General features: G+C 39.0%; 19 protein-coding genes and 1 pseudogene. 8 read left to right on the top strand and 12 right to left on the bottom strand.

Annotated elements, in window-relative coordinates; all coding sequences use genetic code 11:
* Positions 1-101 precede the first annotated feature (101 nt).
* Both FTV50_RS05460 and FTV50_RS05455 read left to right on the top strand, forming a co-directional pair.
* On the top strand, positions 102-536 hold the full coding sequence (locus FTV50_RS05460; protein WP_067762788.1) for an HIT domain-containing protein: 435 nt from the start codon (positions 102-104) through the stop codon (positions 534-536).
* A 61-nt stretch (positions 537-597) separates the two neighbouring features.
* Positions 598-2064, top strand: coding sequence for an adenylate/guanylate cyclase domain-containing protein (locus FTV50_RS05455; protein WP_180023776.1), 1467 nt, complete (start codon positions 598-600; stop codon positions 2062-2064).
* A 176-nt stretch (positions 2065-2240) separates the two neighbouring features.
* Here FTV50_RS05455 and fdx read toward each other — a convergent pair whose 3' ends face one another.
* From fdx to FTV50_RS05415, 8 genes are all read right to left on the bottom strand, one after another.
* Positions 2241-2579: an ISC system 2Fe-2S type ferredoxin gene (fdx, locus tag FTV50_RS05450; RefSeq protein ID WP_078193483.1), complete on the bottom strand. Its 339-nt coding sequence runs from the start codon at positions 2577-2579 to the stop codon at positions 2241-2243.
* A 16-nt stretch (positions 2580-2595) separates the two neighbouring features.
* On the bottom strand, positions 2596-4455 hold the full coding sequence (gene hscA / locus FTV50_RS05445) for a Fe-S protein assembly chaperone HscA (protein WP_180023775.1): 1860 nt from the start codon (positions 4453-4455) through the stop codon (positions 2596-2598).
* A 39-nt stretch (positions 4456-4494) separates the two neighbouring features.
* Positions 4495-5010, bottom strand: a complete 516-nt coding sequence (gene hscB / locus FTV50_RS05440; RefSeq protein ID WP_180023774.1) for a Fe-S protein assembly co-chaperone HscB — start codon at positions 5008-5010, stop codon at positions 4495-4497.
* A gap of 104 nt (positions 5011-5114) precedes the next feature.
* The gene (gene iscA / locus FTV50_RS05435) at positions 5115-5435 is read right to left on the bottom strand and encodes an iron-sulfur cluster assembly protein IscA (protein ID WP_180023773.1); all 321 of its coding nucleotides are present in this window, start codon (positions 5433-5435) and stop codon (positions 5115-5117) included.
* Between the two features lie 37 nt (positions 5436-5472).
* On the bottom strand, positions 5473-5859 hold the full coding sequence (gene iscU, locus FTV50_RS05430; protein ID WP_078188667.1) for a Fe-S cluster assembly scaffold IscU: 387 nt from the start codon (positions 5857-5859) through the stop codon (positions 5473-5475).
* 104 nt (positions 5860-5963) lie between these two features.
* A complete protein-coding gene (locus tag FTV50_RS05425) occupies positions 5964-7181 on the bottom strand; it encodes an IscS subfamily cysteine desulfurase (protein ID WP_078188666.1) in 1218 nt (405 codons plus the stop codon).
* A gap of 1 nt (position 7182) precedes the next feature.
* On the bottom strand, positions 7183-7656 hold the full coding sequence (locus FTV50_RS05420) for an Rrf2 family transcriptional regulator (RefSeq protein ID WP_078188665.1): 474 nt from the start codon (positions 7654-7656) through the stop codon (positions 7183-7185).
* Positions 7657-7768: 112 nt separating this feature from the next.
* The gene (locus FTV50_RS05415) at positions 7769-8416 is read right to left on the bottom strand and encodes a hypothetical protein (protein WP_078188664.1); all 648 of its coding nucleotides are present in this window, start codon (positions 8414-8416) and stop codon (positions 7769-7771) included.
* A gap of 207 nt (positions 8417-8623) precedes the next feature.
* On the opposite strand from FTV50_RS05415, the gene FTV50_RS05410 reads away from it, so the two are divergent.
* From FTV50_RS05410 to FTV50_RS05395, 4 genes and pseudogenes are all read left to right on the top strand, one after another.
* The gene (locus FTV50_RS05410; RefSeq protein WP_111883718.1) at positions 8624-9094 is read left to right on the top strand and encodes a phasin family protein; all 471 of its coding nucleotides are present in this window, start codon (positions 8624-8626) and stop codon (positions 9092-9094) included.
* Between the two features lie 166 nt (positions 9095-9260).
* Positions 9261-9533 (top strand): HU family DNA-binding protein, encoded by a 273-nt coding sequence (locus tag FTV50_RS05405; protein WP_078188662.1) that lies wholly within the window; start codon positions 9261-9263, stop codon positions 9531-9533.
* Between the two features lie 132 nt (positions 9534-9665).
* Complete coding sequence (locus tag FTV50_RS05400; protein ID WP_180023772.1) at positions 9666-11531, top strand: SurA N-terminal domain-containing protein; 1866 nt, start codon at positions 9666-9668, stop codon at positions 11529-11531.
* Positions 11532-11794: 263 nt separating this feature from the next.
* Positions 11795-12711: pseudogene (locus tag FTV50_RS05395) on the top strand (alpha/beta fold hydrolase).
* A gap of 79 nt (positions 12712-12790) precedes the next feature.
* Here FTV50_RS05395 and FTV50_RS05390 read toward each other — a convergent pair.
* Positions 12791-13660 carry a DUF2797 domain-containing protein gene (locus FTV50_RS05390; protein ID WP_180023994.1) on the bottom strand — a complete coding sequence of 290 codons (870 nt, stop codon included), beginning with the start codon at positions 13658-13660 and terminating at the stop codon, positions 12791-12793.
* Positions 13661-13694: 34 nt separating this feature from the next.
* On the opposite strand from FTV50_RS05390, the gene FTV50_RS05385 reads away from it, so the two are divergent.
* The gene (locus FTV50_RS05385) at positions 13695-14165 is read left to right on the top strand and encodes a DUF6231 family protein (RefSeq protein WP_078188659.1); all 471 of its coding nucleotides are present in this window, start codon (positions 13695-13697) and stop codon (positions 14163-14165) included.
* 111 nt (positions 14166-14276) lie between these two features.
* Entirely contained in the window at positions 14277-14903 is a 627-nt protein-coding gene (locus FTV50_RS05380; RefSeq protein ID WP_180023771.1) for a YidB family protein, read from the top strand.
* 96 nt (positions 14904-14999) lie between these two features.
* On the opposite strand, the gene FTV50_RS05375 is transcribed toward FTV50_RS05380, so the two are convergent.
* Genes FTV50_RS05375 through FTV50_RS05365 form a run of 3 tightly spaced genes read right to left on the bottom strand, consistent with a single transcriptional unit; the run spans position 15000 to position 16955 of the window.
* Entirely contained in the window at positions 15000-15608 is a 609-nt protein-coding gene (locus FTV50_RS05375; protein WP_180023770.1) for an OB-fold-containig protein, read from the bottom strand.
* 16 nt (positions 15609-15624) lie between these two features.
* Positions 15625-15951 (bottom strand): Rieske (2Fe-2S) protein, encoded by a 327-nt coding sequence (locus FTV50_RS05370; RefSeq protein ID WP_078188656.1) that lies wholly within the window; start codon positions 15949-15951, stop codon positions 15625-15627.
* On the bottom strand, positions 15951-16955 hold the full coding sequence (locus tag FTV50_RS05365) for an adenosine kinase (RefSeq protein WP_180023769.1): 1005 nt from the start codon (positions 16953-16955) through the stop codon (positions 15951-15953). Before FTV50_RS05365 ends, FTV50_RS05370 begins: the two co-directional genes overlap by 1 nt.
* Positions 16956-17054: the final 99 nt, after the last annotated feature.

The following is a 17054-nucleotide window of genomic DNA, read 5'->3' as shown; positions in this document are numbered from 1 at the left end:
ATGCAGTTTATTTGTAATGAAACGTTCTGTACAGAATATTCACACCCATAAGGATGTGATAGTATTAGCCATCATTCTAATTTTGCATCATTTATAAAGATATGTTTAGTTTACATCCACAACTTGCTCAAGATACGTTTTATGTAGGCGACTTTCCTCTGTCAACATGTCGTTTGATGAATGATATGCAATTCCCGTGGCTTATTTTGATTCCACGTGTTCCGGGGATTACAGAGCTTTATGAATTAAGTCAGGCAGACCAAGAGCAGTTTTTACGTGAGTCAAGCTGGTTATCAAGCCAATTGTCACGTGTATTCCGTGCAGACAAAATGAATGTAGCTGCATTGGGTAATATGGTTCCACAATTACATTTTCATCATGTTGTTCGTTATCAAAATGATGTGGCTTGGCCGAAACCAGTTTGGGGTACGCCAGCAGTTCCTTATAATAATGATGTCTTGGCACACATGCGCCAAACACTGATGCTTGCACTACGTGGTCAAGGTGATATGCCTTTTGATTGGCGTATGGACTAATCCCGATTTACGGACAATATCAGGATAGTAGAAGAATGAGTGTCCGTATGGGGGCGATCGAGTGCCGTTAGACAATTTAATCAGCAAAGAGCCTAAACAGTTTGAATATTTTCATCGTTTGATGGGATATATCATGCTGTCTTTGGTGATTGTTGTCTATCATTACACTCAGCCAGATACGCAATATCAAATCTATATTCCTGCATTTTTATTTTTTCTGATTTTAGTCGTTCCTAAGTTTTCTCATTGGTTAATTTATCGATATAGCAATCAACTTAAGCGCAATGTGCTTTTTCTGATCGATATCATAGTAATTGCTGTACTAATGTCTGCAGTACATTTAAGCCTCGTTTTAACCTTTCTTGCGGTCTTTGCGCTGCTATATACAACCATTTATAACAAAATTAATTTCTTAATGATGTCCTTAGCTGGGATTGTTGGTGTCACTGTATTTTATTTATGTAATATTTATATCTTTGGTTTTCAAGAATATTTTGAGTCAACCAGCAGTGAGTTAACCGTTCTAGGTTTTTTGTGTCTTATTACATATTTCAGTGTGGGGACATTTTATCAACACACCCAAGTTCAGTCTTTGAGCAATAAAAAGAACCACTATTATGATCAGATGAATCGTTATATGGAATTCGCTAATCAATTGAGTCGTTATGCGCCAATGCAGCTTTGGCAATCGATTATGAAAGGTGAGTCTGAAGCTAAAATCGAATATAAACGTAAAAAACTCACGATTTTCTTTTCAGATATCCAAGGGTTCACAGAACTTTCTGAAACATTAATCCCAGACGATTTAGCATTTCTACTCAATGACTATTTGAGTCATATGACTGAGATTGCCAAACAGTATGAAGCGACTGTCGATAAATTTATGGGTGATGCAATTCTAATCTTCTTTGGTGATCCACATAGCCAAGGTGTAGAGCAAGATGCAAAAACTTGTTTAGAGATGGCAATGGTTATGCGTCAGCAAATGAAGTTACTGCGTGAACGCTGGATTAAAATGGGTTATCCGCCGCTACACATTCGTATGGGTATTTCTACAGGGTATTGCCACGTTGGGAACTATGGTGCAGCTCACCGTATGGCATATACCATCGTGGGTCGTGATGCGAATTTGGCTGCACGATTGCAAAGTGCGGCCGAAGTCGATGAAATTTTGATTTCAGATGACACGCATCATTTAGTGAAAAATGACTATTTATGTGCACCTAAAGCACCGATCTTCTTAAAAGGCATCAAAGGCCCAGTACGTACTTGGCAAGTGATGGAAAAATACACCTCACAGAAAACAGATTATCAACGTTGGTTCGATTACGAATATAAAGGCTTTAATCTATTATTGAACTTAGATGAAGTACAAAACTTTGAATATCCTGAACTAATACATGTTTTAGAACGCATGATTCAACGCCTACAAACACAGCAAAAAATGACTAACTCTGCCGGTATTGTAAAACTGAATTTAGAAGATGAAGTGATTGAAGAAGTCAAAAAAACTGAATCTCACTCTTAATTTCACATATACATTGTAAAAATTAGATCTAATCGTATCACGTAAAATTTTAACAATAACTCAGTTCATGCTTTTATAAAAACTTCTTATTTTTTTTTGAAATGTTGAATTTATTTATGCATAAAAAAGCCAGTGACGATGAACTGGCTTTTTGATTATAGAAAATTATCTATAAATTAATGATTTTCTGAAGCATGGTTGATAGTGTATTTAGGAATTTCAATTTCCAAATCTTCATCTTCAATTTTTACTTGGCATGATAGACGAGAGTCTGGTTCTAATCCCCAAGCACGATCGAGAAGATCTGCTTCGACATCATCCATTTCATCTAGACCATCAAAACCTTTACGTACAACCACATGGCAAGTGGTGCATGCTTTAGACATATCACATGCATGTTCAATTTTGATGCCGTTTTTTAACATGCTTTCGCAAAGGTTAGCATTTGATTCGACTTCAAACTCAGCGCCGTTTGGGCAGATTGTTGCGTGAGGCAGTACTTTAATACGTGGCATAATCTTGACCTATAAATTAATTTGAGTTTGACCAGTCATCGAGTTTTGTGCCTTTCAATGCGGCATCAATGTGCTGATTCATACGAGCTGCAGCAAATGCATCGCTATGTATTTTAAGCTGTTCTACAGCATGTTCAATAGCTTTAATATCTGTCGTTTCAAGTGCAGCATCTAAAACAGTGCGTGCTGCAGTGAGGGAACTGAGTTGCTCTTGGCTGAGAAGTTGAGCATCCACTTTAAGTGCTTGATCAAGTGCTTCAAGTTCACGTTTTGCTTCCACTTTGGTTTCTTGAAGATGACGTAAGTTTTTATCTTCTTCAGCAAACTTATAACCATCAATCAGTAAGCGTTCAGTGTCGGCATCAGATAAACCATAAGAAGGTTTGATGTCAATTTGGGCATGCACACCAGAAGTGGTTTCTTTGGCAGACACCGTGAGTAAACCATCTGCGTCAACTTGGAAAGTCACTTCAATGCGCGCTTGACCCGCAGTCATCGGTGGAATACCACGAAGCACGAAACGACCTAGACTACGGCAATGTTCAACTAGATCACGTTCACCTTGTACAACATGAATCAACATCGCTGTTTGACCATCTTGATAAGTTGTGAATTCTTGGCGACGCGCCACTGGAATGGCTGTATTACGCGAAATAAGGCGCTCAACCAAACCGCCCATGGTTTCTAAACCTAAAGAAAGCGGCGTGACGTCTAAAAGCAATGAACCATCTTTAGAGTTGCCAATAAGTTGGTTCGCTGTAATCGACGCTCCAATGGCCACAACTTCATCAGGGTTAATGGTGCAAAGTGGTTCTTGATTGAAGACATCTTGAACAGCTTTTTGTACAGCATACGAGCGAGTAGAACCACCGACCAATACTACATTTTGAATCTCGCTGAGTTCAAGCTTGGCATCACGCATGACACGTTTACAAACGCTGATGGTTTTATCCAAAGCAACTTTGATGATGGATTCAAAAGTAGGGCGGTCTAAAGTCAATGATTGATCAAGAACTTTAAGCTCTACAGATTCAGCCTCGGTTAGAGCTTCTTTTGCTTTACGAGCAGAAACGATGAAATGTGCATATTCAGCATCATCTAAAGTTTCAATATTCAGTTGTTTTTTTACCCATTTTACAATCAGACGGTCTAAGTCATCACCACCAAGCGCCGTGTGGCCACCCGTTGCTAGAACTTCAAAAACACCTTGAGAGAAACGTAAAATTGAAACGTCAAAAGTACCGCCACCTAAATCATAGATCACATAGTTTTGATCATGTGCAAGATTGGTGTCTTGGTCTAAGCCATAAGCCACTGCAGCCGCAGTAGGTTCATTTAAAAGACGCAGTACATTTAAACCTGCAAGCTGCGCTGCATCACGCGTTGCTTGACGCTGTGCTTCATCAAAATAGGCAGGCACTGTAATGACAGCACCATTTACTGGATTATTTAAGCTGCTTTCTGCACGGTCTTTTAGTTGTTTTAAAATTTCAGCAGAAATTTCAACGGGTGTTTTACGACCTTGTGCAGTTTCAAAAGCAGGCATTTCATTCGCTTCACCGACTAAGTTGTACGGGTGTTGGAATTTGATATCTGCTTTAGAGCGACCCATAAAGCGTTTTACAGAAACGATGGTGTTTTTAGGATCAGTCGTTAAGAATGCCTTTGCATCGTCACCATATTGCGTAGTGGATTCGCCATAGTGTGCAATAGAAGGTAGTAACACACGACCATGTTCATCGTTAAGCACTTTCGCTTTACCAGAAAGTACCGTGGCTACTAAAGAGTGTGTAGTCCCAAGATCGATACCAATTGCAATGCGGTGTTCATGCGGCGCACTTGATTGACCAGGTTCTGCAATTTGCAAGAGAGCCATGTGTGTTACATCCTTTGAACGTCAAATATAAAAAATAAATTAAAAATCATCGTCTAAATCAAAGCTATCGTCGTCTAAGAAGCGATCTTCAGCTTTATCGATGTCAGCCATTACTTTTTGGAAGAAGCGTAATTTACGTACGGTATCACGTGCTTCAGCCCAGTCTTCGTCGTCATAATCAATTTTAAATTCACGAACCAAACCGTCAATCCATTGCTGAACTTCAGTTTTAAGTGAAGTGAGGTCATCAGCAGAGCCTGCCTCATCTAACTGTTCACGAATTTCTAAGGCATCTTGTAGGAACTCAAAATCACTAATCGATTGATCAAGGTGATAATCTTGTTTTTTGAGACTTAAAAGATATGCAGCGCGGCTATCAATATTGGATAAAGCTTTAAATGCTTGATTAATCTCACTAGATTTAATCAGGGCTAGATCTTTGTCTTCGGCTTTATCTGGATGATATTGTTGCTGCAACTTTAAAAATTCAGCTTTTAAAACTGCTAAATCAATATCGAGTGCTACAGGTAAGTTAAACAACTCAAAATGATTCATGGGAGATGGTGTCCGCAATAGAGGTGCAAAAAGTGTTGCTTTAAATGCAATTAAAACAGTGAATTTTACACTGTTTTAATGCGAAAAAGGAGCGTGGAAATGGCTTAAACCGTAAACGATTCGCCGCAGCCACATTCGCCTTTTTTATTTGGGTTATTAAATTCAAAACCTTCGTTTAAACCATTTTTCACATAGTCCATCTCCATACCTTCAAGATAAACTAAGCTTTTTGGGTCAACGAATACTTTTACGCCAAACTGATCGAATACTTGGTCATGCGTGTCAATTTCATCGACAAACTCAAGTACATAAGCTAAACCAGAACAGCCAGAAGTTTTCACGCCAACGCGAATGCCTTCACCCTTACCGCGATTCTTGATGTAATTGCTGATATGAGTTGCAGCATTTTCAGTTAAATGAATCATGAAAACTCCGTTAATCTTTTTTAAAACACGTAAACAATTAAGCTTTTACTTTCTTGCTACGGTAGTCTTCTACAGCAGCTTTAATTGCATCTTCAGCAAGTACAGAGCAGTGTACTTTTACTGGTGGAAGTGCAAGTTCAGTTGCAATATCAATGTTCTTAATTGCTTGAGCTTCATCAAGAGTTTTGCCTTTTAGCCACTCTGTTACTAATGAGCTAGATGCAATTGCTGAACCACAACCGTAAGTTTTGAAGCGAGCTTCTTCAATTACGCCGTTGTCATCAACTTGGATCTGTAGACGCATAACATCGCCACAAGCTGGTGCACCGACCATACCTGTACCAACGTTTTCTGCATTTTTGTCTAAAACACCAACATTACGAGGGTTTTCGTAATGATCAATTACTTTTTCGCTATAAGCCATGATGCTTCTCCAAACCTCGGGGTCAGCCTTAAGATTAATATGGGGGTGAAATTACGTTAATCAATGAGATAGCCTTAAAATAAAAGCTATCTCACCGGGATGAATTAGTGTTCAGCCCATTCTACAGAATTAAGGTCGATACCTTCTTTGTACATGTCCCAAAGCGGTGAAAGATCACGTAGTTTTTCAACTGCTGCTTTGGTAATTTCAAGTACGTGGTCAATATCGGCTTCAGTGGTGTATTTACCAAAGCTGAAACGAATCGAGCTGTGAGCCAATTCGTCTGAAAGACCCAATGCACGAAGTACATAAGATGGTTCTAAAGTTGCTGATGTACATGCAGAACCAGAAGATACTGCGCAATCTTTAAGTGCCATCATTAACGATTCACCTTCAACGAAGTTAAAGCTGACGTTTAGATAGTTTGCAACGTTGTATTCTGGGTGACCGTTCAGGAAGACTTGTTCAAGACCTTGCAAGCCATTCCAAAGTTTGTCACGAAGTACACGAATACGAGTTTGTTCGGCATGTAGGTTTTTGCCTGCAAGTTCGAACGCTTCGCCCATACCCACGATTTGGTGAGTCGCTAGCGTACCTGAACGCATACCACGTTCATGACCGCCACCGTGCATTTGCGCTTTAATACGTACACGTGGTTGACGACGTACATAAAGAGCACCAATACCTTTAGGACCATAGATTTTGTGGCCAGAGAAACTCATCAAATCAACTTTCATTGTTGAAAGATCAATTTCTACTTTACCAGCAGCTTGCGCAGCATCTACATGGAAATAAGTTTTGTTTGCACGAGTCAATTCACCGATTGCAGCTACATCTGTAGTTGTACCGATTTCATTGTTCACCATCATCAAAGATACAAGAATTGTATCTGGACGAAGGGCAGCTTGAACCATTTCAGGTGTGATTAAACCTGTTTTTGCTTCTGGCTCAAGATAAGTAATTTCGAAGCCTTCTTCTTCAAGCTCGCGGCAAGTATCAAGAATTGCTTTATGTTCAATTTTACTTGTAATAATGTGCTTGCCTTTAGATGCATAGAACTGAGCAATACCTTTAAGCGCAAGGTTGTCAGATTCAGTTGCACCAGATGTCCAAACGATTTCGCGTGGATCAGCTTTTACTAGATTAGCAACTTGTTCACGTGCATATTCTACTTTTTCTTCTGCCTGCCAGCCGTAAGCATGAGAACGAGAAGCTGCATTACCAAAAGTACCGTCAAACGTTAGACATTCCATCATACGTTCTGCGACTTGAGGGTCTACAGGTGTAGTTGCTGCATAGTCAAGATAAATAGGACGCTTCATGTCAAATACCTGTAACCGATAAAAGGGCTGAATCAAAGTTTGCTGAATTTTGACGAATTGATACGGTTTGAACGTTATCGCGTGCTACAAGGTCAGCAAGGGTGATTTTTGCAAGATAATCGGCAATGTGGTGGGAGAGTTCCTGCCATAAATCGTGAGTCAAGCACATTGCACCATTTTGGCAGTTGCCTTTGTGGTCACAACGGGTTGCATCAACTGTTTCATTTACAGCTTCAATAATTTCCAAAACAGTGATGTCTTCAGCACTACGAGCAAGGTGGTAACCACCGTTTGCTCCACGGATGCTGGAAACTAAGCCGTGACGCTTTAATTTTGCAAATAACTGCTCAAGATAGGCCACTGAAATGGTTTGACGAGCTGCAATTTCTGCAAGAGTGATCGTTTGTTCAGTTGGCTGCAAAGCTAGATCAAGTAGAGCAGTCACTGCGTAGCGACCGCGAGTTGTTAAGCGCATGATTCGATACACATGTTAAGTCTAGATGTGCAGATTTTATGAATCCTGACTAAAATAGTCAAGTTTTTTTGAGATTGTTTATTTGTTTTATTTTGTCTGAAAAATTATGTATTTATTTGAACCACACATTATACACTAATAACGTTATTAAAAGAACAGATATTAGACTAAAAGCGATATTAATCCGCTTTTGACGACGTTCGATACGCTTAATACGGTTTTTGTATTGTTTAACTTCAACTTGTAGCGTGTTTATTTTAGAGCGTTGCTGTTCAATTTTTTCTAAAAGTGGGGCAATACGTTTTTTAGATGCAACGATATCGTTTTCTTCGACAGGTTCAGACAACCAGTGTTTCCAGTCAGATAAAATTTTCGGCACACTAAATAAAGAAACCAAATCACGAAATTCATCTTTTAAAACTACATCGCCATCGATACGCATGGTTTTGATGCTCTTACGATTACCAAATACAAAAATTTTCACCAAATCCATTAGTGTCGTGCGGACATCAAGGTCGATGGCTTTATCTGGAGATTTAGTGTCGAACAGAATGCCGTGCTCAGTAAACTGAACATAAAAGTCAAAATAAGGGATGTAGCTATTTATTTTTAGTGCGACTTTTTGATCAACAAATTTTTTAGCTTGTAATGCTACAACGCGGTCATGTTTTAAAATGAAGGTAAAAATAGTTTCTAAAACAATCAGGGTCATAGTAAGCAACAAATGTGGTTGAGCTTGTGTTTGTTGCGTATCGCTCATAAAAAAATGTCCTTGTTAAAATCTGAAAAGCACTGGAAACTGAGCGTCCTGCTCTAGAGGAACTTAGAATATACCAAAAATTTGGTAATTCACTAGCTTTGTAGAACAGTTTAATCAATCTATCAAGTTATATGTTTGCTATTATGTTGTTAAAATGAAGAATCACATGTTGATGTGCACATAAAATAATCAGGAGAAGTGCGGATTATGGAGAATACAGAAAGCATAATTGACGATGCACAGGAAACATCAGAAAAGCTGGCTAAACCTCGGGTACGTAGTCATTCTGATCGTCGCTCTAAAATGGATTTTCGTAAATATACCAAACAGATTTGGTTGGCTGGATTAGGTGCTTTTTCACGTGCTGAGGGAGAGGGAAATAAGCTTTTTGACTCTTTAGTCAAAGTTGGAGAGGAGCTTGAGTCCAAAACGATTGATATTGCAGATCAAACTGTCGAAAAAGTTTCAGAAAAAGCCAAGGAATCTGTAACCGATACGAAAGATAAGGTAGAAAAAATTTTAGATAATGGTGTTAATCATTCTTTAAACCGTTTAGGATTGGTGACTGTAAAGGATTTACAGCACTTAGAAAGGCTTATACTTCAATTACATACTAAAGTTGACCAATTGGCCGAAGAGAATGCCCAACTGAGGGCCGAAATATTAAAAAAGCACTAACTTTTTTAATATTATCGAATTTTCAAGGTTTTTTTCGTCAAAAAATTCTATAAAAAGAGGTTGAGGAGTATTGCGTTTAACCCTAAAGCATTGCTATAAAGGCGTTATGGCGTTTTATACAAATTCTTGAACCTTAAATAAACGATATTAAGAGGACGTAATTTTCATGAATAAATCAGAATTAATTGATGCAATTGCCGAAAATGGGGGATTATCTAAGGCCGATGCCGGTAAAGCTTTAGATGCTACAATTGCTGCAGTTACCAATGCATTAAAAGCTGGTGATACAGTTACTTTAGTTGGTTTCGGTACTTTCAGCGTTAAAGAACGCGCTGCGCGTACTGGTCGTAACCCACAAACTGGTGCGACTTTAGAAATCAAAGCAAGCAAAGTTCCTAGCTTCAAAGCGGGTAAAGGCTTGAAAGATTCTGTAGCTTAATCTTATTAAGCACATGAGACGCGCCATAAATTGGCGCGTTTTTTATTGGTAAATGTGATTAATTGATATATCGCATTCATTCATCTCGGGTTTTCGGTTAAAATTCACCGCAAATAAAATATTGGAATACTTATGGAATCGTTTCGTAAAGTCATTAAGGGTTGGCTGGGCAAGGTCTTGCTCGTTTTGTTTTTGACCCCTTTAGCACTTGTAGGTATTGAAGGATATTTTAGTGGTGGATCTAAAGATGCAGCAAAGACTGTAAACGGTACTGAAATTTCTCAAAAAGAACTCGAAGCACTGACGAACTCATTAAAAGAACAATATCTGGCATATGCTCAGGGTGATGAAACATTATTGAATCAAAATTTCATTAGCAAAAAAGCGATGGATACTTTGGTTTCACGCCAATTGCTATTGCAACAAGCTGATAAATTAGGCATTAGCTTAAGTGATGCACAAATTGTGCAAATGATTCATCAGCAGCCAAGCTTTCAAGTCAATGGTCAATTTTCTGATGAAGCGTTTGCGCGATACCTTGAATCGATTGGTATGACGAATCGCACATTCATTGATAATTTACGTAAAGACCATGCTTTAAAAATGTTGTCTACAACATTTATGGAATATGCATTGGTGAGTAAGCTTGATATCTTGCAAATTGCGAACTTACAAACGGAACAACGTAGTATTCAGTTGGCGAGCATTAATCTTGAAAATTACAAGAAAAATGTAAAAGTATCTGATGCTGAAATTGCCGCTTATTATGAGCAGCATAAAAACAAATTTAAGCAACCAACCAGTGTTGATGCAGATTTTGTCGTATTAACACCTGCCAATATTACTGCACCTATAGAGGCTGCAACTGATGCTGAACTGAAAGAAGCGTATAACAGCTTTGTTGAGAATGCACAGAAGTCAGTTAAACCTATCGTTAAGCACATCATGATCACTGCGGACAATCGTTCAGATGCCGAAGCTAAAAAACTGGCTGAAAGTGTTCAAGCTAAAATTAAAGCGGGTTTAAGCTTTAACCAAGCTGCTGCGCAATTCTCTGAAGATCCTGAATCTAAAGCGAAAGGTGGTGAACTGGTTGCTTATGAAAAAGGTGTATTTGGTGATGCATTTGATGCAGCAGTTGAAGGTGCTCAAGCTGGTCAAGTGACTGCTCCAGTGAAAACAGACAGTGGTTATCACTTGATCGAAAAAGTGGCGCCAGCTGTAAAAGTGGCTTCATTTGAACAGGAAAAGGCACGTCTACAAGCAGAAGTCGCTGCTTCGAAAAAAGCCAATGTTTTTTCTGACACTGTAAACAGCCTCAATGATATGGTTGTGAGCAGTGATGCCCTTGATGTCGTGGGTCAAGAAGTGAAAGGTGTAAAAGTTCAATCATTGAATGGCTTAACATTAGCATCGCAACATCCAGTTTTAAGTGATGCAAATGTCAAAGTTAAATTGTTTAACGATGATGTTAAAAATGGTGAACGTAATGTTTCATCTAGCATTCAGTTGAAAAACGGTGATGTAGTTTGGGTAAAAGTGCGTAACTATCATGCTGCAGGTGTTCAAACCTTAGCTGAAGCGAAAGCGCATGTGAAAACTCAGCTGATTGAAAAGAAAGCGTCTGATGCTGCAAAAGCCCAAATTCAAGCGACATTGAAAGAGTTTGCTGCAAAACCTGCTGCTTCAGTCGCGAAAGGCAATTTAAACTTTGAAAATGCGGGTACCTTCACTCGTGCTGATGGTTTGTTGAAACGCGAAATTCAACGTGCTGCATTTAGTGTAAAAGCGCCGAAAGCAGGTCATTGGTCTGTTACGACTACAAATCTACCAAATGAGTTGGTTGTGGTAGCTGTGACTGCAGTGAACAAACAATCTGATGAGGCATTAACGGGTGAGCAGTTAGATGAGTTAAAAAAACTTTATCAACAGCTTCGTGGTCAGCAAGAATTTGATGACTACACACGTTATCTAAAAGATCATGCCAAAATTAAATAATTAAGGCAGCTTTAAAAAAACCAGCTTCTGAGCTGGTTTTTTTTGACTTAAATTGACAGATATAATTTTTATTTAAAAGATTTGGCAAATGAAATATCGGCTCTAGCATCGTAGATTGGTGTTCTCAAAAAAATAATATGAAGAAGAAATAACTCATCACGACAAGGATTAAGCGGATGATATCTATGTATATGCCTCAATTTAAACGTTTAAAGAACCCGTTATTGCTATGGATAGATCAATATTTTAAGCACATGATATTGATGCTATTAACCATTTGTGTTGCGAGTAGTATTCAAGCTGCAGAACTAAACTTTCAAAATGTTCTAGAGCAGGAAAGAGCTTGGGCGGGCTTGACCAGTAAAAAGTCAAAAATAATGAAATCGAATGGACATACAGTGAAGGCGGAAATCCACAAAAACCGACGCTGTTGTTGCTGCATGGTTTGTCAGGCACGCGTGATAATTGGAACCGCGTTGCCCGTTATTTAACGGCCAACTATCATGTCATTATTCCAGATCTGCCAGCACATGGAGAAACTATTGTCGCAGATCAATTTGATCTATCGATTCCAAATTTAACTGAAAAATTACGACGATTTATTGATGCTACAAAGTTAGATCCAAATTTACATATCGCAGGGCATTCGATGGGTGGTGCAATTGCCATGCTATATAGCGCTCAGTATCCCTTAGAAGTGAAATCTTTATTGTTGGTGGATTCGGCAGGTGTCTTTAAGTCGAGCAATACAGCGTATCTAAAAGATACGGCAAAGCTTGCAGAGCTAGTGGTCAGAAAAACTGGTGATTTTGATCGCGTGATGAAGATCGTGATGCAATCCCCGCCTTTTATTCCACAAGAATTAAAAATTGGGCAAGAAAAGTTGATGATAGTTCAGTCTAAACAAACCAATAAAATGGTGGAGCAACTGCAAAAAATGGCCACCTTGTATACGCCGGAGTCCTTTGCTTTGGCTGCACGAGGCATTGATGCACCTGTGTTTATTATCTGGGGGAAGCAAGATCAGATTATCAATGTTGAAGTGGCAGAAGAACTGAGACGCTTATCTAAAAAAGCCGAAAAGCCTCTGATTTTAGACCATGTTGGTCATATGCCTATCTTAGAAGCGGAGCAGTTAATGGCGTTGCCATATTTAAAGTTTCTTTCAACTGTTCAATGAATCAAATCGGTAAAGTGTGTGAAAAAAAAAGCGAGAAATATCTCGCTTTTTTAAACTTAATTAGACACGTTAAGTCGATTTAAGTACGTACTTTAATTTCATAGCCCGTGTATTTACGAATATTGATCACACCGGTATCCAAAATCAGATACTGACCTTTAATCCCTTGTAATTTTCCTCGAATAATCGGTGTTTTGTCCAAATTATGTGATTTGATTTTTTCAGGATATTCTTCTACCGGGTAGATAAATTGGCGTGGTAACTCATCTTCTAACAGTTCGACGGTTTCATTAAACTCTAAATTTTGGCTAAATTCTTCGCGAATGGTCTGAATTTTAGGTGCGAATTCTTCTACCAATTGGTCTCGAATTTCGATCAGGTTGATGGGTTCTGCTTCACCTTTTAGCAATTTACGCCAATCAGTTTTATCGGCCACTTGCGTTCCAAACATGACTTCAAGCTGACCAGATAGACGACGTGAACCAACTTTCATAATAGGCAAAGCTTGCGTCGCACCTTGGTCCAGCCAACGTGTAGGCATTTGACCAAGTCGAGTAATCCCCACTTTTAAGGCACTCGAATTGGCTAAATAGACAATATGCGGTTGAAAGCAAACTTCATGGGCAAAATCATCTTCACGGCAAGTCCCGAGATGATAATGACAGGTTTCAGGCTTCATAATGCACATATCACAAGAAGCCTTAGTCTTCATGCATTTGAAGCAATGACCTTGTGAATAAGATTTAGGTGTTTTTGCGCCGCAAGAAATACAGTAAATATTTCCCGTGGCTTCGATTTCAATTTCTTGGCCAAGGCTAAACGGTAGATCAACTTCTGAGCGATCTAGAATAAATTTATACTCAACATTTGCCTTGTGTGTATGTTGATCAGTTACACTAAGGTCTTTAAGACCTGCATGCATTTTATGGCAAATGCCTTGTAGTTCCATACGAATACTCACTTCATTATTAAGGATGCGGTCAATGGCTGAACAAAATGTCATCACTTCTATGCTAGACGATTTGTCAAAAGAGCAGCCCATTTCAACCGCAATCTGTATTGGTCAGGATCTTGAGCAATACAATCAATTTCATCCAATTCAATGGCAACATTTTAACGTAACTGAGTTTTTAAATCTGCCTTTTACCCAGCGTTTTGACCTTGGATTTGTGATTCTTGATACTGAAACCATGTTGAGTTTGGATCAGCAGCAGAAAACGCAGATGTTGGTAAAATTGCGTGACCTATTTGCCAAACGCATCGTGGTGGTGAGTAAGTTACACGATGAACAATTATTACGTGCTTTAGGCTTTACTCAGCTCATTGATAAAACCACGCATGAAAGTGATTTTGCTTTATGGCAGTTTAATATTTTGACTTATAAACATATTCCAGATTGGTTTAACTCTAAATTTTGGGCAAATCCTGAAAACTGGGATAAATTCCGTTGGTAACAAATACTTAGCCTGCGAGAAATTGCAAAAATTAACAAACATTTATGATAAATCTGTGTTTTCCCACGTATGCTGTAATGAATTTATCTAGGTTTCACTGGGAAAAATAAAATGACAAATTTAAATAATATTGTTGAGATTTTAGCAAAGCAGGCCCTTGGTGGTGCAAACAATCAAAATCAACAAGGTGGTCTGGGTGGTATTTTAGGTTCGGTGCTGGGTCAATTGGGCGCAAATGCAGGCACTCAAAATAACCAAACCAATGCTCAAAACCAAGCGGGTGGTTTGGGTGGAATTTTAGGCTCTGTGTTGGGCCAACTGGGTGGTGCAGCGCAGCCGCAGCAACGTAGTAGCGGGGGTAATGCATCAACCATTTTAGTAGCAGTGTTACCTCTAGTGTTGGCTTGGATTCAAAAACAAGGTGGCCTACAAGGTGCTTTGGATAAATTACGTGGACAGGGCTTGAGCAGTCAGGTTGATGATTGGGTATCTACAGGCCCTGGTGATAATGCTGCTGTGACTAATCAACAAGTACAAAATTTATTTGATGATGCCGAAGTGGAGCAAGTTGCACAAGAAACACAAACCCAGAAACAAGATGTATATAGCGCAATTTCAACGGTATTGCCGCAAATTATTGACTCATTGACGCCACAAGCTGGACAAACCAATCAGCAAGAAGCGAATGCTGATATTCAACACGTGATGAATTTGGTCTCAGGTTTTCTTAAGCGTTAATCAAAATATCGCTTTAGGTATTTGATTGAATACAAGCCAGTGAACACTGGCTTTTTATGATTTGAAAATGATAACAATGTGACGCTTAGATTGTCACTAGGATGGATTAAATAGACGGTTCGACACACTGATTTTTTTGCCAATATAGTGTGATTTTTTTTGACGAATCAAAATGATTTTCGACTGAAACTCTAACTCACCAAATTCTGGCTCAACTTGCACATAATGTAGTTGACCAAACTCATCACGCACCCGCGCTTGAGCTGAAAAACCGGGACGGGCATTTCCACTTGAAATGGTGGCTAGACGACCCAGTAGGTTAACGGTTTGTTTTTTATATTTGGGTGGGACAACCTGATCCAAACAATGAATCATAAATACCGTAAAGAATATGGCAATAATTAACGCAGGTAAAATCAGATAATAAGCGGGAACGAATTGACCTTCTTTGGCATGTATACAGAACTGAAGTACATAGCCTGCAAAGCTAAAATTCATCAGTAAAAAGAACAAAATCAGAGACTTGGAAAATTTGACATTCAATAATGCCAACTCTTGTATGCGCTGAGGGGCAATTTTTTGTAAAACTTGGCTAGGACTAATATTGATATAGTAGCCAATGGTTTCAACCATGCCCAATAACAGTACGGCTAATAAACTTAAATGAAAGGGTATTAAGTTATAGTCTGTTAAAAATGCGGACATGGTTGTATTCCAGTGTTTATTCTTCTGTGAGGTAGATTCCACCATCAGAATGCACGTTAATGTTCACTTTTTCAAGGGCTTGACCTTGGCATGGACCAGAAATACATTCCCCAGATTCGACCATAAACAGGGCGCCATGTGTTGAGCACTCAATAAATTCTTGGTCACGATCTAGAAATTGATTTTCTAGAAACTCAAGTTCTACGTGCAAGTGTGGGCAGTTATTTTGATAAGCGTAAAACATGCCATCACGTTGGGTGATAAAAATCGTTTCACCTTCAGGTGTTTCGAATGATCGTGCTTCACGTTCAGGCACATCATCCGTCATGCAAATTTTAAACATTAAGCACATTCCTTTTGAAATGATTGTAAAAGCTGAGCATAGTCTTCAACTGCTAGGCGTGGACCAAACTGAGCCACAACTTCACTTGAAATCAAGATGGCAAGTTCAGCAGCCGTTTGATAGTTATGACCTGCATTCAGTGCATATAGGAAAGCACCCGCAAATGCATCACCAGCACCATTGGTATCTACTGCGGTAACTTTACGACCTGGCACGGTAAATGTTGCTGCTTCATTATGGATTAAGGCGCCTTTGGCACTTAATGTAATGACAATGTGTTTGCTTAGTGATTGTAATTTAGCAAGTGCAGCATCTAAATGATCTGTTTCTGTGTACATCAGCGCTTCTTGTTCATTACAGAACAATAAGTCCACGCCATCATCGAGTAACTCATCTAGACCTTGACGTGCATATTGCACCATTGCTGGATCAGATAAGGTCAATGCAATTTGTACACCATTGGCTTTGGCGATTTGACGTGCTTGTTTTACCGCAAGACGCGCGCTATCTGATGTTGAAAGATAACCTTCGATATATAACCATTTCGCAGTATTTAAGCTGCCAAAATCAATTTGGCTATCAGTTAATTCAGCAGTAATACCGAGGTAAGTATGCATCGTACGTTCAGAATCAGGGCTGACCAATACCATACATGTGCCGGTTACACCTTCACTGATTGATTGAGTTGCAGTTTGGATACCTGCGTCGTTTAAACCATTTAGGTAAATTTGACCTAAGTCATCATTGCCGACACGACAACCATAAAATGCAGTTCCGCCTAAAGCACTAAAAGCAACCGTTGTATTTGCTGCAGAACCACCAGAAGCTTGACCTTTATATTCTTGAGTCGCTTTTAGATTGTTATAAAGGGCTGCTTGAGTATCGCCATCAGTCAGTTGCATCGTACCTTTTTGCAGATTGTGTTGAATTAAGAATTCGTCAGAGACTTTAAATTCTTGGTCAATAAGTGCATTACCAATTGCAAAAAGGTCAACAGTTGCCATGTTGTATGTTCACATCAAAAAAATGAAAGTGCTAAGTTTACACGAATGCTCAGGATTGCTGTAGTTTGTTGAAGAAAATTCAATTAAAGGACAAGTGTG

The sequence above is a fragment of the Acinetobacter sp. YH1901134 genome, assembly GCF_013416965.1.
GTDB lineage: Bacteria > Pseudomonadota > Gammaproteobacteria > Pseudomonadales > Moraxellaceae > Acinetobacter > Acinetobacter amyesii.
This window is presented reverse-complemented; position numbering and strand designations above follow the sequence as displayed.

Bases quoted from the DNA above. Each gene is read 5' to 3' on its own strand.
- FTV50_RS05460 (WP_067762788.1), top strand. From the start codon at position 102: ATGTTTAGTTTACATCCACAACTTGCTCAAGATACGTTTTATGTAGGC.
- fdx (WP_078193483.1), bottom strand. From the start codon at position 2,579: ATGCCACGTATTAAAGTACTGCCTCACGCAACAATCTGCCCAAACGGC.
- hscA (WP_180023775.1), bottom strand. From the start codon at position 4,455: ATGGCTCTCTTGCAAATTGCAGAACCTGGTCAATCAAGTGCGCCGCAT.
- hscB (WP_180023774.1), bottom strand. From the start codon at position 5,010: ATGAATCATTTTGAGTTGTTTAACTTACCTGTAGCACTCGATATTGAT.
- iscA (WP_180023773.1), bottom strand. From the start codon at position 5,435: ATGATTCATTTAACTGAAAATGCTGCAACTCATATCAGCAATTACATC.
- iscU (WP_078188667.1), bottom strand. From the start codon at position 5,859: ATGGCTTATAGCGAAAAAGTAATTGATCATTACGAAAACCCTCGTAAT.
- FTV50_RS05425 (WP_078188666.1), bottom strand. From the start codon at position 7,181: ATGAAGCGTCCTATTTATCTTGACTATGCAGCAACTACACCTGTAGAC.
- FTV50_RS05420 (WP_078188665.1), bottom strand. From the start codon at position 7,656: ATGCGCTTAACAACTCGCGGTCGCTACGCAGTGACTGCTCTACTTGAT.
- FTV50_RS05415 (WP_078188664.1), bottom strand. From the start codon at position 8,416: ATGAGCGATACGCAACAAACACAAGCTCAACCACATTTGTTGCTTACT.
- FTV50_RS05410 (WP_111883718.1), top strand. From the start codon at position 8,624: ATGGAGAATACAGAAAGCATAATTGACGATGCACAGGAAACATCAGAA.
- FTV50_RS05405 (WP_078188662.1), top strand. From the start codon at position 9,261: ATGAATAAATCAGAATTAATTGATGCAATTGCCGAAAATGGGGGATTA.
- FTV50_RS05400 (WP_180023772.1), top strand. From the start codon at position 9,666: ATGGAATCGTTTCGTAAAGTCATTAAGGGTTGGCTGGGCAAGGTCTTG.
- FTV50_RS05390 (WP_180023994.1), bottom strand. From the start codon at position 13,660: ATGGAACTACAAGGCATTTGCCATAAAATGCATGCAGGTCTTAAAGAC.
- FTV50_RS05385 (WP_078188659.1), top strand. From the start codon at position 13,695: ATGGCTGAACAAAATGTCATCACTTCTATGCTAGACGATTTGTCAAAA.
- FTV50_RS05380 (WP_180023771.1), top strand. From the start codon at position 14,277: ATGACAAATTTAAATAATATTGTTGAGATTTTAGCAAAGCAGGCCCTT.
- FTV50_RS05375 (WP_180023770.1), bottom strand. From the start codon at position 15,608: ATGTCCGCATTTTTAACAGACTATAACTTAATACCCTTTCATTTAAGT.
- FTV50_RS05370 (WP_078188656.1), bottom strand. From the start codon at position 15,951: ATGTTTAAAATTTGCATGACGGATGATGTGCCTGAACGTGAAGCACGA.
- FTV50_RS05365 (WP_180023769.1), bottom strand. From the start codon at position 16,955: ATGGCAACTGTTGACCTTTTTGCAATTGGTAATGCACTTATTGACCAA.